The organism is Streptomyces sp. NRRL WC-3742, from assembly GCF_000720635.1.
Lineage (GTDB): Bacteria > Actinomycetota > Actinomycetes > Streptomycetales > Streptomycetaceae > Kitasatospora.
In genome coordinates this window covers 18770-32256 of sequence record NZ_JOCF01000055.1, presented here as the reverse complement: position 1 = coordinate 32256, position 13487 = coordinate 18770, and the positions used below count along the sequence as shown (strand labels likewise).

Here is a 13487-nt window from a genome sequence, read left to right as displayed (position 1 = left end):
GTCATGTCCGTTGATCAGATGGAGAGTTGATGAGCACCAAGTCGATAGCCAGGTTCAGAGGTCTGCTGGTCGCCGCCGCGCTGACCCCGGTCCTGGTGATGGGCGGCGGTCTGGCGGGCCCCGCGCTGGCGGCGGACGGCGGTGCGGCCGCGGCCGCCCACGGCCACAGCCCCGCCGACGACCCGAACGCCGACATCAAGGACCGCCTCGCGGCGATCCCCGGCGTCACCGTCACGGAGGAGAAGCCGACCACCACCGGCCACCGCTACTTCGTCGCCACGTACACCCAGCCGATCGACCACTTCCGCCCCTGGCTGGGCAGCTTCCAGCAGCGGTTCACCCTCCTGCACCGCGGCTACGACCGCCCGACCGTCTTCTACACCAACGGCTACACCCTGGGCACCAACCCCTCCCGCACCGAGCCCACCCGGCTGGTGGACGGCAACCAGGTCTCCATCGAGTACCGCTTCTTCACCCCCTCGCGCCCCGAGCCCGCCGACTGGACCAAGGCCGGCATCCGCCAGCAGGCCGCCGACTCCCACAAGCTGGTGACCGCCCTCAAGCGGATCTACGACCAGGAGTGGCTCTCCACCGGCGCCAGCAAGGGCGGCATGTCCTCCACCTACTACCGCCGGTTCTACCCGGACGACATGGCCGGCACGGTCGCCTACGTCGCGCCGAACAACACCGACGTGGACGACTACTCCGCCTACAGCAAGTTCTTCCAGACCGTCGGCACCCCCGAGTGCCGCAACCGCCTCTCGGCCGCCCAGCGCGAGCTGCTGGTGCGCCGCGACCGCATGGAGACCCGCTTCGACGCGGCGAACAAGGCGGCCGGCTCCACCTTCACCACCGTCGGCAGCGCGGACCGCGCCTACGAGGGCGGCGTGCTGGACACCGTCTGGTCGTTCTGGCAGTACAGCCTGGAGGCCGACTGCGCCAAGGTCCCGGTCGCGGCCACCGCGACCGACGACGAGCTGTTCGCCTGGTACGACGCCCAGGTGGGCGCCACCGGCAACAGCGACCAGGGCCTGGCGAAGTACACCGCGTACTACTACCAGGCGGCCACCGAGCTGGGGCAGCCGTTCTTCGACGTCTCGAACATCAAGGACCTGCTGCACTGCGACTACAAGGAGCTGTACTCCGCCCGCTCCTACATCTCCAAGGACGTCAACGTCCCCGGCTTCAACCCGTACGCGATGCGTGACATCGACCGCTGGGTGAAGCGCGACGCCGAGCGGATCATCTACGTCTACGGCGGCAACGACCCGTGGGGCGCCAAGCCGTTCCGCCCCGACGAGGAGAACGACAGCTACGTCTACACCGTGCCCGGCGGCAACCACGGCTCCAACATCGGCAAGCTGCCCGCCGCGCAGTCGGCCGAGGCGACCGCCAAGGTGCTGGAGTGGGCCGGCCTCGGCGAGCAGGCCCCCGCGGCCCGCTCGCTGACCAAGTCCCCGCAGCTGATCCCGGCGTTCGGCCCGCTCGATGTCGAGGGCCAGAAGCTGGATGAGGAGCGCCGCCCGCTGTAGGGCGCCGCGTTCTCGCACAGGAGGCCACCCCCGGGCGAGGGGGTGGCCTCCTCGTGTTCCCGGGTCGTTTCCGAGGTGTGCCCTTCCTGGAGCGCGTCCTTCCTGAAGTGCGTCTTCCTGAAGCGTTGAATCGGTGCTTCAATGCTTTCCATGGCCTACCGACGCACCCCCGCCGTCCAAGCCCGCCTGGACGCCCAGCGCGAGACCGTGCTGCAGTCGGCCGTACTCCTGCTCGCCGACCGCGGCTACGGCGGCTGCACCATGGCCGCCGTCGCCGACCGCGCCGGGATCGCCACCGGCAGCCTCTACCAGCACTTCGCCAACAAGGCCGAGCTCTCCGTCGAGCTGTTCCGCCGTGTCGTGAACCGGGAGATCGCCGCCGTCCACGAGGCCCTCGCCCGCCAGGACACCCCGCAACGCCGCGTCGCCGCCGTCGTCGAGACCTTCGCCGCCCGCGCCCTGCGCGTCCCCCGCCTCGCGTACGCCCTGCTCGTCGAACCCGCCGACGCCGTGGTCGACGGCGAACGCCTCGTCTTCCGGCGGGCCTTCCGCGACGTGATCGCCACCGAGATCGCCGCCGCCCTCGCCGCCGGCGAACTCCCCGAGCAGGACCCGGTGCTGACCGCCGCCGCCCTCGTCGGCGCCGTCGGCGAAGCCCTCGCCGGACCGCTCGCCGACCCCACCGACCGGGCCGCCTCCGAGGTGGTCCCCGCCCTGGTCTCCTTCACCCTTCGTGCCCTGGGAGGACGCGATGACAGCGACGCATGAGGTCACCAACCAGGTGCCCCTGCCGTACGGACACGACACCGCCGCCGACCCGACCCTGCTCGACGCCCTGCACCGCGCCGGCGCCGACTGGGCCGAACCCGAACTGCGCGAACTCGGCCGCCTCGCCGGCTCCGAGGAGGCCGCCGAACACGGCCGCCTGGCCAACGAGCACCCGCCCGTGCTGCGCACCCACGACCGCTTCGGCCACCGCATCGACGAGGTCGAGTTCCACCCCTCCTGGCACGAGCTGATGCGCACCGCCGTCTCCCACGGCCTGCACGCCGCGCCCTGGCGCGAGGAACGGCCGGGCGCGCACTCCGCCCGCGCCGCGAAGTTCTACGTCTGGGGCCAGGTCGAGGCCGGCCACACCTGCCCCGTCTCCATGACCTACGCCGCCGTCCCCGCCCTGCGCGCCAATCCGTCCCTGGCCGCCGAGTTGGAGCCGCTGCTGGCCTCGAAGGAGTACGACTTCGGGCTACGCGAGCCGCGCACCAAGCGCGGGCTGATCGCCGGCATGTCGATGACCGAGAAGCAGGGCGGCTCGGACGTCCGCACCAACACCACCGTCGCCGCCCCCCAGCCCGACGGCACCTACCGCCTCACCGGGCACAAGTGGTTCACCTCCGCGCCCATGTCCGACCTCTTCCTCACCCTGGCCCAGGCCCCCGGCGGGCTCAGCTGCTTCGCGCTGCCGCGCGTCCTGCCCGACGGCAGCCGCAACCGGCTCCAGCTGATGCGGCTCAAGGACAAGCTCGGCAACAAGTCCAACGCCTCCGCCGAGCTGGAGTACGACGGCGCCGTCGGATGGCTCGTCGGCGAGGAGGGCCGGGGCGTGCCGACCATCATCGAGATGGTCAACATGACCCGCCTCGACTGCACCATCGGCGCCGCCTCCGGCATGCGCCAGGCCACCACCCGGGCCGTCCACCACGCCCTGCACCGGCGGGCGTTCGGCAAGGCGCTGGTCGAGCAGCCGCTGATGGCCAACGTCCTCGCCGACCTGGTCGTGGAGTCCGAGGCCGCCACGATCGTCGCCATGCGCCTGGCCCGGGCCACCGACCTCGCCCTCGCCGGGGACGAAACCGAGGCGCTGGTACGGCGGTTGGGCCTGGCCGCCGCCAAGTACTGGGTCTGCAAGCGCGGCCCCGCCCACGCCGCCGAAGCCCTGGAGTGCCTGGGCGGCAACGGCTACGTCGAGGAGTCCGGCATGCCCCGGCTCTACCGCGAGGCGCCCCTGGTCTCGATCTGGGAGGGCTCCGGCAACGTCGCCGCCCTGGACGTGCTGCGCGCCATGGCCCGGCGCCCCGAGGCGGTGCAAGCCTTCCTCGGCGAACTCGACGCCGCCGCCGGAGCCGACCGCCGACTGGACGCGGCCGTCGCCGAACTGCGCGCGCAGCTCGGTGACCTGACGGACATCGAGTACCGCACCCGGCGGCTCGTCGAGGCGATGGCCCTGGCCTTCCAGGGCTCCCTGCTCGTCCGGTACGGCCACCCGGCCGTCGCCGACGCCTTCTGCGCCACCCGCCTCGCCGGCGACCGGGGCTCCGCCTTCGGCACCCTGCCGACCGGCGTCGACACCGCCGCCGTCATCGACCGCGCCCGGCCGGTGCCCGCGTGAGCACTCAGGAATCGGCGGCCGTACGGGAGTTCTGGCAGGGCCTCGGCCTGCCCGGGCTGATCGACGTGCACACCCACTTCATGCCCAAGAACGTCCTCGACAAGGTGTGGGCCTACTTCGACGCGGCCGGCCCGCTCATCGGCCGCCCCTGGCCCATCGCCTACCGCGAGGCCGAGGCCGAACGGGTCCAGCGGCTGCGGGAGTTCGGCGTCCGGGCGTTCACCTCGATGCTCTACCCGCACAAGCCCGGCATGGCCGCCTGGCTCAACGCCTGGGCCGCCGACTTCGCCGCCCGCACCCCCGACTGCCTCCACACCGCCACCTTCTTCCCCGAACCCGGGGCGGGGGCCTACGTGGCCCGGGCCGTCGAGGACGGCGCCCGGGTGTTCAAGGCCCACCTCCAGGTCGGCGGCTACGACCCGGCCGCGCGCGAACTCGACGAGGTGTGGGGCCTGTTGGCCGACAGCGGCACCCCCGTGGTCACCCACTGCGGCTCCGGGCCGGTGGCGGGCCGGTTCACCGGCCCCGGCCCGATCGGCGAGGTGCTCAAGCGCCACCCCCGCCTGGTGCTCGTCGTCGCCCACCTCGGCATGTCCGAGTACGGCGAGTTCCTCGACCTCGCCGAACGCCACCCCGCCGTGCGGCTGGACACCACCATGGCCTTCACCGACTTCGTCGAGGCCGAGCAGCCCTTCCCCCGCGAGGAACTGCCCCGGCTGCGCGCCCTGCGCGAACGGGTGCTTCTCGGCAGCGACTTCCCCAACATCCCCTACCGGTACGTCCACCAGCTGGAGGCGCTGGCCGGGCTGGGGCTGGGGGAGGAGTGGCTGCGGGCCGTCTGCCACGACAACGCGGCCGAGCTGTTCGGCCTCGGGGTCAACCTCGGGGTCAACCTCGGCCCCGGCCTCAGCTGACCGCCCGCAGGACCTCCACCGCCCGCGCGTGCAGCCCGGGCGCGGCGGCGAGGAAGCTGTCGGAACCGGCCGTCCAGGCCGCCCCGGCGGCGTCCGTCACCGCCGCGCCCGCCTCGCGCGCGATCAGGGCCCCGGGCAGCAGGTTGCCCGCGTCCACGCCGTACTGCCAGAACAGTGGCAGGTGCCCGGAGCCGACCTGCGCCACCTGGAGGGCCGTCGGGCCGAGGTTGCGCACCGCCAGCACCGCGCCCGCCATCGCGGACAGGGACTCCCCGGCGCGGCGCAGGGCGGCCGGGTCCTTCGCGACCAGCGGCGGCTGGCTGGTCGCGGCGACGGTGATCGCCAACTCCCGCTCCACCGGCGCGATCGGCCGCCCGTCCAGCTGGGCGCCGCCGCCCAGCACCGCCCGGTAGGTGCGGCCCCGGCCGAACAGCTCCGGGGCGTGGACGACGGCCAGCACCGCCCGGCCGTCGCGCACCAGCGTGGCCGTCACCGCCCAGTGCGGCTGCCCGAGCAGGTACTGCACCGCGCCGTCCGTCGCGTCGCACATCCACCACTCGCCCTCGGCGGGCACCGAGCCGTCCAGTTCCTCGGGCAGCCAACCGGCCGTCGGGTACAGCGCGGTGAGCAGCTCCCGCAACTCGGCGGCGGCCGGGCCGTCCACCGCCGCGAAGGCCGCGGCCGCCTCCTCGGCCGTCCGCGCCTGAACGGGCTCGACGGGCCGACGCGCCGCCAGCCCCGCGCCGACCGCGCGCACCGCCGCCTCCACGCCCTCCGCCATCGTCCACAGGTCCATCGCCGTCTCCTTCGCTCCGCTACTCACAGGACAAGGAGTACCGTTCCCCCTGCCGATCAGGACGTCAGATGCCGCCGATGCGACGGAGAACGGACACCATGGACCTTTCAGTGACCGATCCGGACAGCATCCTGGACACCCTCGACCGCCGCCTGGTCTGCGCCCTCCAGCTCGACGGACGGGCCGAACCCGGCCGCCTCGCCGAGGTGCTCGGCGTCTCCGCCCGGACGGTCACCCGCCGCCTCGGCCGGATGCGGCAGACGGGCGTGCTGCGGGTGGTCCGCCTCCCGGACGTCGAGGACGACGCCGTCGGCGCCCTGCTGCTGCGCGTACGGGTGCTGAGCGGCACCGTCGACGCCGTCGCCCGCGCCCTGGCCGACCGGCCCGACGTGCCCTTCGTCGACATCCTCCTCGGCGGCCAGGAGATCGGCGCCGTCATGCTCACCGACGCCGGATCCCGCGACCGCCTCCTGTACGGGCAGCTGCCCGCGACCAGCGCCGTCACCGAGACCACCGCCCACGCGGTGCTCCACGCCTTCGCGGACGCCTCCCAGTGGCAGGCCGGGTACCTGACCGAGCAGGAGGCCGCCGCCCTCGCCCGCCCCCGGCCGCCGCGCCCCGCCGTCCGGCCACCCGTCGACGACCTGGACCGCGCCCTGCTCGACCGCCTCGGCGAGGACGCCCGGCAGTCCCACGCCGCTCTGGCCGCCGCGACCGGCGCGCCCGAGTCGACCGTCCGCCGCCGCCTGAACCGGCTGGACGGGCTGGGGCTGCTGCGCACCCACGTCACCGTCGAGCCCCGCCTGCTCGGCATGGCCGTGGACGCCAACCTCTGGCTGGACGTCCCACCCGGCCGCCTCGCGGAGGTCGGCGAAGCCCTCGCCGGCCACCCCCAGGTCCACGGCGTCTTCGCCACCAGCGGCCCGACCAACCTCCTGGCCACGCTCTTCTGCCCGGACCACCCGGCCCTCTACCGCTTCCTCACCGACACCCTCGGCCCCCTCGGCGTCACCCGCGCCGAGACCACCATCACCGCCCGCGCGGTGAAGCGGGCGGGGGTGCTGCTCAGGGGGCGGCCGTGAACCGGGAGGATCCCGCCCTTACCCGCGAGGTAATCGACGCCCGCCCCGGACCTCGGCAGGGTGGGGGCACTACGGAAGTAGTGCCACTACTTCCGTAGTGCCGCCGCGGCGGCGGCACTACGCGAGTAGTGCGACTACATCCGTAGTGCCGTTGCCGAGGCAGCCCCCAGCCGAACCCGTGTCAGGAGGCGATCCGCCATGTCCGCGAACGCGACCACCCGCAGCACCTCCCCGTCCCCCGCCCCCACCTCAGCCTTCTCGCCGTGGACCGTCCGCGGCACCCTCGCCCTGGACGCCGTGGTGACCGGCGGCAACGGCCTGGCCTACCTGGCCCTCTCCGGCCCCCTCGGCGACCTGCTCGGCATCGGCCGCTCCACCCTCCTCGGCCTCGGACTCTTCCTCACCGCCTACGCCCTGCTGGTCGCCGCCCTGGCCACCCGCCCGCGACCCCACCGGCTCGCCGTCCTGACGGTGGTCGACCTCAACGCCGCCTGGACGGTCCTCAGCCTGGTCGCCCTCGCCACCCGGCTGGAGCCGACCACCGCCGGCGCCGTCTGGATCCCCGCCCAGGCCGCCGTGGTCGCCCTCTTCGTCGCCCTCCAACTCACCGCCCTGCGGCGCCGCGACGCCGACTAGTGCCGCGTCAGGCAACCTTTGCCCTCCCCGAAGGTTGCCTGACGCGGCACTAGGGCTGACTTGCCGAGCGGAGGTAGGCGGCTGTCGGCTCGTCCGCCGGCAGGAAGGTCTCCATGGCCAGCTCCGAGACCGTCACGTCCAGCGGCGTGTTGAAGGTCGCGATGGTCGACAGGAAGGACAGCACCCGCCCGTCGTGCCGAAGCCGCAGCGGCAGCGCGAACGGGGACCCCGCGTCCTGCGCCGGATCGTCGCCGGGCGGCTCGGGGTAGCCGAGCGCCTCCTCGTACAGCCGCCGCAGCGGCTCGGAGCGGACCAGCTCGAGCTGCCGTTCCATCCGCTCCAGCAGGTGCCGCCGCCACTGCCGGTGGTTGACGATCCGTGGCGCCAGCCCGTCCGGGTGCAGGGCGAGCCGGACCGCGTTGAACGGCGGCTCCAGCAGGTGCGGGGCGACACCGTCCAGCAGCAGGGCGCTCGCCCGGTTCGCCGCTAGCACCCGGAACGACCCGTCGACCACCACCGCCGGGTACGGGTCGTGGGCGGCGAGCAGCCGCTCGATGCCCTCGCGCAGCGCGTCCATCGACGGGTCGCCGAGCGGCGTCTCGGCGTAGTACGGGGCGTAACCGGCCGCGAGCAGCAGGGCGTTGCGCTCGCGCACCGGGACGTCCAGATGCCCGGCCAGGCGCAGCAGCAGCTCCCGGCTCGGCCGGGAGCGCCCGTTCTCGACGAAGCTGAGGTGCCGGGCGGAGGAGTCCGCCCGCAGGGCCAGCTCCAGCTGGCTGAGGTGCCGTCGCTCGCGCCAGCCGCGCAGCAGCGGGCCGACGCCCGTCCCCGTCGGGCCGCCCATGCCCACCGTGATCGTCATGGTCGAGGACGGTACTCGAACGGGCCCGGTGCCGGGGAGGGTGCCTCCGCGGAGGGTGCCTCCGGGGTCAGACGCCGGTGGTGGAGCCCGGGCGGATGATCATCAGCACCACGACCACGGCCCACAGCAGGTTGAACACCCCGGCCGTCATCGGCAGCAGCCGCAGGCCCTTCACGGCCTTGCCGTGCTGCTCGTCCTCGGGAGCGAGCCCGAGCGCGTCGACGGCGGCCTGTTGGCCGGGCAGGACGAAGAGGAGCAGCGAGAGGCCCGCGACGGCGGTGAGCACCATCGAGACGATCAGCCAGGACTGGCCGAGCACGTCCATGACCTGCGCGAGGCCGATGCCCAGCATCGGGACGGAGACGCCCAGCAGCGCGTAGACCTGGGTGATCCGGTGCAGGACGCGTAGCACGCCCGCCTCCCCGGCGGCGTCCGGCCCGCCCGCGAGCGCGGCCTTCGCCCGGCGCGGGAACATGCTGACGGCGACGGCGACCGGGCCTATGAACAGGACCGACACGAGGACGTGCAGGCTCAGCAGGAACTTGGCCACGGCGGGGCACCTTCGATCGATCCGGGGTCCGGGGGAGAGGAGCGGGCGCGCCCGCGACCAGGCACGCTAACACCTGCTTATCCGCCGTCCCCGAGCCGCCTAGGGCCGCTCGCCCCGCAGGGCCAGGCGGATCCGCCGGGCGACCGCCCGCAGCACGGCGAGGTCGTGGGTGCCGGGCAGGGGAGGGGCCGGTTCGCCCTGCCGGGCGGCGCGGTGGCTGTCGAGGAGGTGCTGCTGCAGTGCGTTCATGCCGCTCAGCCTGGGCCCGCCGCGCCCCGCCCGTCCCGTCGATTGACGGCCCTGGTCAAACGTGGTGACAGCGCCCCCGCTCGACCCGGCACCATAGTGGGGTGAGCGTGACCATCGACATCACCGGACTGCCGCCCGAGCGGATCGTCTTCAGCCCCTCGCCGCTGGCCGAACTCGGCAACGCCCTGCACGCGTTGGCCGAGCCCGCTCACCACCCCCGGCTGCACGCCTGGACGACGGCGACCGCCGCCGCCCTGGACCCGGAGCTCGCCGACCGCCTGGTCGAGGCCGACTTCATGTGGCGCTCCACCCGTTCCGACGTCCTGATGCCCGCCCACCCCCGGGAGACCCTCGCCGAAGAGCTGGACGACCTCGACCGCCTGGACGACGAGACCTTCGTCGGCTCGGCCATGGAGATCTCCTGCAGCAGCAGCCTCTACGGCAGGGGCCTGCCCTCCCCGCTGACCGACGACCGGGCACGGCGCCGCGCGCTGGACCTGGCGGCCGCCCGGGGACCGCGCCAGGCGGCCTTCGGCGAACGGATGCTGGCCGATCCCACCGGCACCCGCGTGTGGATCCGGCGCCTCCTGGAGGACTGCGACCGGGCGTTCTTCGCCGACGCCTGGCGCCGCGTCCACGTGCAACTCGCCGCCGACGCCCGGCACAAGACCGACCTGCTGCGCCGCAAGGGCCTCGCGGAGGCGCTCGCCGCGGCCTCCCCGGTGCTGAGCCTGGAGGAGGACGGGCAGGTCAGCCGCATCGTCGTCGACAAGCTGGTGCACGGCCGCACCGAGGCCCGGGGCAGCGGCGTCACCCTGCTGCCGACCGTCTTCGGCTGGCCGCACTTCTTCGCCCTGTACGCGCCCGGCTGGCAGCCGGTGATCCAGTACCCGGCCGCCGCCCACGAGGTCGGCGGCACCGAGTCGGTGGAGGCGGTGAAGCTGCGCCTGGAGGCGCTGACCCATCCGATGCGGATGAACCTCTGCCGCCACCTGGCGCGCGGCGCCTGCTCGACGAGCGAGCTGGCCGACGCCTGCGCCATCACCGCCCCCGAGGTCTCCCGCCACCTCGCCGTGCTGCGCAGGGCCGGGCTGCTCACCACCCGTCGCCGGGGCCGCTACGTCCTCCACCAGCTGGACCTCTCGGTGGTGGTCCGGATCGGCAGCGACTTCCTGGAGTCGGTGCTCCGCTAGACCTTCGACTCTCAGACCTTCGCGAGGTCCACGACCTGCGGGGCCGCCGTGGAGACGGCGGCGACGGCGGCGCCGTGCCCGGGGTCCGTCCAGTCGAGCAGGTGGAGGTCCTCGTAGCGGCTGCGGAGCGGCTCGCCCGGCGGAACGTCCAGGGGGAGGGCGGCGAGGTCGATCTCGCCGAGGGTGTCGAGGCGGGCCCGGCCGATCTTGATCAGGGACTCCTTGCGCACCCACTGCCGCAGGAAGGCGAGGTCCGGCTCCGGGGCGGCCTCGACGGCGGCGAGTTCGCCGGCGGTGAGCACCCGGCGGGCGACCGCGCGCAACGAGCCGCCGCGCACCGCCAGTTCGACGTCCACGCCGACGGGCTGGAAGCCCGCCCCGGCCGCGACCACGCCCTTGGTGTGGGAGAGCGTCACCTCCACCCCGGGGTGGTCCGGCAGGTAGGGCTTGCCGTGGTCGGCGAGGCCGCAGTCCGGGCACTGCTGGGCGAGCACGACCGCCGTCACCGGGACGTCGAGCAGCCGGGCGGCGCAGAGCCGGACGAGGACGTGCCCGGCGGTGTAGTCGGCCCGCCCGGACTCGTGCCGGAACCGGGCGGCGCGCTCCTGCTCCATGGCGGTGAACAGGTGTTCCCCCGCCTCGGGGTGGCGCAGTACGGCGTCGGTGGACGCGACGGCGACGAGTGGGGCGCTCCGGTCCTGGGCCTCGGTGGTCATGCCCCCAACCTAGCCGGACGCGTCCTCGGGCGGGGATTCCGTCCCGAGGTCGTCCCGGGGCCGTCCCGGGCTCGGCCCGGGCCCGGGACCCGGCTGCGCCGGTCGAATGACTTTCGTCTTCGACCTGAGGGTCTGTAGGGTGTGATTCGTCCGTTTTGAGGTTGGATGCACCGAATCTGTGGGATCGACAGCAGATCACACAGAATGCGGCAGGTCTTCGGCGCCTGCCCTTTTCTATGCGCGGAGGAAGTGTCGATGGGTCAGGGCCGCACCGGTACGCCGGGTCACAGAAGCACCGCTACGAGAAGGGCGCCCGCCACCGGGCGCCGCCGGGCCGTCCGCGTCGCCGTGGCCACCGCCGTCGCGGCACTGCCGATGGCCGCCGTGCTGTCCGTCGGTACGGCCGCGCCGCTGGCCCCGCCGCTGGGCGCCTGCACCGGCCCGAACTGCCCGGCCACCTGGCCGGGGCCCAACAACGGCGACTTCACCGGCCGCGACGCCAGCATCAACGTCTTCACCGGCGGCAACTACACCGTCAACGGCCGCGCGGCCGAGGCCGAGGGAAAGATCGTCACCCTGGGGAAGCTGACCGTCGACAAGAACGGCGGTGGCGTCTACAACATGGGCGTCGTCGGCGTCGGCTCGCGCGTCGTCCCGCCGAACGGCAGCGACTTCGTCACCACCGGCGGCAACGTCGACGTCGTGACCGGCAACTCCATCCTCATCGGCGGCAGCGACTCGCACGGCCCGGCCTTCGGCAACCTGCGCCACGCGGGCAGCGTCACCGGCACCGTCAGCATCGACCCCACCGGCGAGTCCATCCAGGACCCGAACGCCGCCGCGCCCTACCAGACCGTGCTCACCCAGATCGAGGAGGTCTCCGACTGCGTCGGGCGGGCCGCCGCGACCGGCACCGTCGACGTCTCCTCCAGCCAGGCGACCTTCACCGGTGACGGGACCAGCATGAAGCAGGTCTTCAACGTCTCCCAGAACCTCGCCTCGCCCACCGGCGGGCAGATCGGCCTGGTCTTCAACAACATCCCGGCCGGCGCCACCGTCGTGGTGAACATGCTCGGGGACAGCCCGATCATCAACACCTACACGGGCTCCGGCCTGGCCGGGGACCAGACCACCGACATGCGCTCGAAGCTGATGTACAACTTCCCGACCGCGACCAACGCCCAGATCCTCGGCAGCGCCCAGTTCCAGGGGTCGGTGCTCGCGGGCAACCCGGGCGGCACGATGACCCTCGCCCAGCCGGGCGTGAACGGGCGGGTGTACCTCGCGGGCAACCTGATCCACACGGGGACGGGCGGGTACGAGATCCACAGCTACCCGTTCGACGGGGACCTGCCGGAGTGCAAGGTGTCGCCGAGCCCGTCGCCGTCCTCCTCGCCGTCGGAGTCGCCGAGCCCGTCGTCCTCGCCCTCGCCGAGCCCGTCCTCCTCGCCGAGCCCTTCGCCTTCGTCGAGCCCGTCGTCCTCCCCGTCGCCGAGCCCGTCCTCGTCGCCGTCCTCCTCTCCGAGCCCGTCGTCGAGCCCCTCCTCCTCCCCGAGCCCGTCGCCGAGCCCGTCGACCTCGCCGTCCTCCTCGCCGAGCGCGAGTGAGAGCACGAGCACGAGCACGAGCTCGGCCCCGGCCCCAGGTCCGAGCAGCCACCACCACGGTGGCGGCGGTGAGCTGCCGTCCACCGGTGCGGGCAACACGCCGATGATCTTCGGCCTGGCGGGCGCGGGTCTGCTCGCCCTCGGTGGTCTGGCCGTGCTGGCTGCCCGCCGCCGTGGTCGCCACAGCTGACCGGCCGTAACAGCCGACCGGCCGTAACACGCTGAACGCACAGGCCGCCCGGGTCCTCACCGACCCGGGCGGCCTGCGCCGTTGCGTACGGTCAGCGCCGCGCCGGCGGGTAGTCGGCGAGGCCCTCGCCGAGGAGGGCGAAGGCCCGTTCCACCGCCGCCTCGATCCGGGGGCGCAGCGTGGCGGGCGCCTCGCCGCCGACCACGGCGCGGCGGATCTCCGCGAGCGCCGCCCGGTGGGCGCCGGCGAGGGCGCCGGCGGTGAGGCGGGGGAGGGGGTCGGCGGGGTCGGTGCCGGTCTCCTCGGCGAGGGCTTCGGCGAGGGCGGCTTCGGCTCGTTCGCCGAGGTCCAGCAGCCGGGCGCGCAGGGCGGGGCTGTCGGCGACGATCCGCCAGAACGTGGCGATCCCCGGGTTGAGCCCCACCGTGGGCTCGCCGCTCGCGATGGCCGCCAGCAGGTCGTCCCGGACGGCCCGGGCGGCGGAGCTGCCCGGCGGTCGGTGGCGGACGGCCTCGGCGAGCCGGGCGACCACCTCGTCCTCCCGGTCGAAGAAGAGGTCCTCCTTCGTCGGGAAGTAGTTGAAGACGGTGGTGGGTGCGACTCCGGCGGCCCGGGCGATCTCGGTGACGGTGACCTTGTCGAAGCCGCGTTCGGCGAACAGGCCCATGGCCGTGTCGGCCAGCAGGAGCCGGGTCTGCTGCTTCTTGGTCTCGCGAAGTCCCATGCCCGGAGTCTATCCGCCATCCATGGTGTCACTCCAAACTTGCAGTGACA

Annotated in this window: 14 protein-coding genes; 8 read left to right on the top strand and 6 right to left on the bottom strand. The window is 73.6% G+C overall.

The features are described 5' to 3' along the window. The first annotated feature begins 29 nt into the window (after positions 1-29). From IH61_RS0127295 to IH61_RS0127280, 4 genes are all read left to right on the top strand, one after another. A complete protein-coding gene (locus IH61_RS0127295) occupies positions 30-1532 on the top strand; it encodes a S28 family serine protease (RefSeq protein ID WP_234327349.1) in 1503 nt (500 codons plus the stop codon). Positions 1533-1682: 150 nt separating this feature from the next. After that, positions 1683-2300: a TetR/AcrR family transcriptional regulator gene (locus IH61_RS0127290; protein ID WP_031074493.1), complete on the top strand. Its 618-nt coding sequence runs from the start codon at positions 1683-1685 to the stop codon at positions 2298-2300. After that, the gene (locus IH61_RS0127285) at positions 2284-3918 is read left to right on the top strand and encodes an acyl-CoA dehydrogenase family protein (protein ID WP_031074491.1); all 1635 of its coding nucleotides are present in this window, start codon (positions 2284-2286) and stop codon (positions 3916-3918) included. The genes IH61_RS0127290 and IH61_RS0127285 overlap by 17 nt, the downstream gene beginning before the upstream one ends. Next, a complete protein-coding gene (locus IH61_RS0127280; RefSeq protein ID WP_051838092.1) occupies positions 3915-4832 on the top strand; it encodes an amidohydrolase family protein in 918 nt (305 codons plus the stop codon). Before IH61_RS0127285 ends, IH61_RS0127280 begins: the two co-directional genes overlap by 4 nt. Here IH61_RS0127280 and IH61_RS0127275 read toward each other — a convergent pair. Continuing rightward, positions 4825-5628, bottom strand: coding sequence for an inositol monophosphatase family protein (locus IH61_RS0127275; RefSeq protein ID WP_031074487.1), 804 nt, complete (start codon positions 5626-5628; stop codon positions 4825-4827). The genes IH61_RS0127280 and IH61_RS0127275 overlap by 8 nt on opposite strands. Positions 5629-5726: 98 nt before the next feature. Here IH61_RS0127275 and IH61_RS49700 point away from each other — a divergent pair, with 98 nt between their 5' ends. Next, complete coding sequence (locus IH61_RS49700; RefSeq protein ID WP_031074485.1) at positions 5727-6710, top strand: Lrp/AsnC family transcriptional regulator; 984 nt, start codon at positions 5727-5729, stop codon at positions 6708-6710. Positions 6711-6908: 198 nt separating this feature from the next. Then, positions 6909-7346: a hypothetical protein gene (locus tag IH61_RS0127265; RefSeq protein ID WP_031074483.1), complete on the top strand. Its 438-nt coding sequence runs from the start codon at positions 6909-6911 to the stop codon at positions 7344-7346. A gap of 49 nt (positions 7347-7395) precedes the next feature. On the opposite strand, the gene IH61_RS0127260 is transcribed toward IH61_RS0127265, so the two are convergent. The 3 genes from IH61_RS0127260 to IH61_RS47865 all read right to left on the bottom strand — a co-directional run bounded on the left by IH61_RS0127260 (position 7396) and on the right by IH61_RS47865 (position 9007). Continuing rightward, on the bottom strand, positions 7396-8208 hold the full coding sequence (locus tag IH61_RS0127260; protein ID WP_031074481.1) for a helix-turn-helix domain-containing protein: 813 nt from the start codon (positions 8206-8208) through the stop codon (positions 7396-7398). A 67-nt stretch (positions 8209-8275) separates the two neighbouring features. Continuing rightward, a complete protein-coding gene (locus tag IH61_RS0127255; RefSeq protein WP_031074480.1) occupies positions 8276-8758 on the bottom strand; it encodes a DUF2269 family protein in 483 nt (160 codons plus the stop codon). A gap of 99 nt (positions 8759-8857) precedes the next feature. Next, complete coding sequence (locus IH61_RS47865) at positions 8858-9007, bottom strand: hypothetical protein (RefSeq protein ID WP_199823393.1); 150 nt, start codon at positions 9005-9007, stop codon at positions 8858-8860. 101 nt (positions 9008-9108) lie between these two features. Here IH61_RS47865 and IH61_RS0127245 point away from each other — a divergent pair, with 101 nt between their 5' ends. Then, positions 9109-10200 carry a DUF5937 family protein gene (locus tag IH61_RS0127245; protein ID WP_031074477.1) on the top strand — a complete coding sequence of 364 codons (1092 nt, stop codon included), beginning with the start codon at positions 9109-9111 and terminating at the stop codon, positions 10198-10200. Positions 10201-10211: 11 nt separating this feature from the next. Here IH61_RS0127245 and IH61_RS0127240 read toward each other — a convergent pair whose 3' ends face one another. Next, positions 10212-10916, bottom strand: coding sequence for a 4'-phosphopantetheinyl transferase family protein (locus IH61_RS0127240; RefSeq protein ID WP_031074476.1), 705 nt, complete (start codon positions 10914-10916; stop codon positions 10212-10214). Between the two features lie 255 nt (positions 10917-11171). Here IH61_RS0127240 and IH61_RS0127235 point away from each other — a divergent pair, with 255 nt between their 5' ends. Further along, complete coding sequence (locus IH61_RS0127235) at positions 11172-12713, top strand: choice-of-anchor A family protein (protein WP_158845339.1); 1542 nt, start codon at positions 11172-11174, stop codon at positions 12711-12713. 91 nt (positions 12714-12804) lie between these two features. Here IH61_RS0127235 and IH61_RS0127230 read toward each other — a convergent pair whose 3' ends face one another. Then, on the bottom strand, positions 12805-13437 hold the full coding sequence (locus IH61_RS0127230) for a TetR family transcriptional regulator (protein ID WP_037973422.1): 633 nt from the start codon (positions 13435-13437) through the stop codon (positions 12805-12807). Between the last annotated feature and the right edge of the window lie 50 nt (positions 13438-13487).

Bases quoted from the DNA above. Each gene is read 5' to 3' on its own strand.
- IH61_RS0127295 (WP_234327349.1), top strand. From the start codon at position 30: ATGAGCACCAAGTCGATAGCCAGGTTCAGAGGTCTGCTGGTCGCCGCC.
- IH61_RS0127290 (WP_031074493.1), top strand. From the start codon at position 1,683: ATGGCCTACCGACGCACCCCCGCCGTCCAAGCCCGCCTGGACGCCCAG.
- IH61_RS0127285 (WP_031074491.1), top strand. From the start codon at position 2,284: ATGACAGCGACGCATGAGGTCACCAACCAGGTGCCCCTGCCGTACGGA.
- IH61_RS0127275 (WP_031074487.1), bottom strand. From the start codon at position 5,628: ATGGACCTGTGGACGATGGCGGAGGGCGTGGAGGCGGCGGTGCGCGCG.
- IH61_RS49700 (WP_031074485.1), top strand. From the start codon at position 5,727: ATGGACCTTTCAGTGACCGATCCGGACAGCATCCTGGACACCCTCGAC.
- IH61_RS0127265 (WP_031074483.1), top strand. From the start codon at position 6,909: ATGTCCGCGAACGCGACCACCCGCAGCACCTCCCCGTCCCCCGCCCCC.
- IH61_RS0127260 (WP_031074481.1), bottom strand. From the start codon at position 8,208: ATGACGATCACGGTGGGCATGGGCGGCCCGACGGGGACGGGCGTCGGC.
- IH61_RS47865 (WP_199823393.1), bottom strand. From the start codon at position 9,007: ATGAACGCACTGCAGCAGCACCTCCTCGACAGCCACCGCGCCGCCCGG.
- IH61_RS0127240 (WP_031074476.1), bottom strand. From the start codon at position 10,916: ATGACCACCGAGGCCCAGGACCGGAGCGCCCCACTCGTCGCCGTCGCG.
- IH61_RS0127235 (WP_158845339.1), top strand. From the start codon at position 11,172: ATGGGTCAGGGCCGCACCGGTACGCCGGGTCACAGAAGCACCGCTACG.
- IH61_RS0127230 (WP_037973422.1), bottom strand. From the start codon at position 13,437: ATGGGACTTCGCGAGACCAAGAAGCAGCAGACCCGGCTCCTGCTGGCC.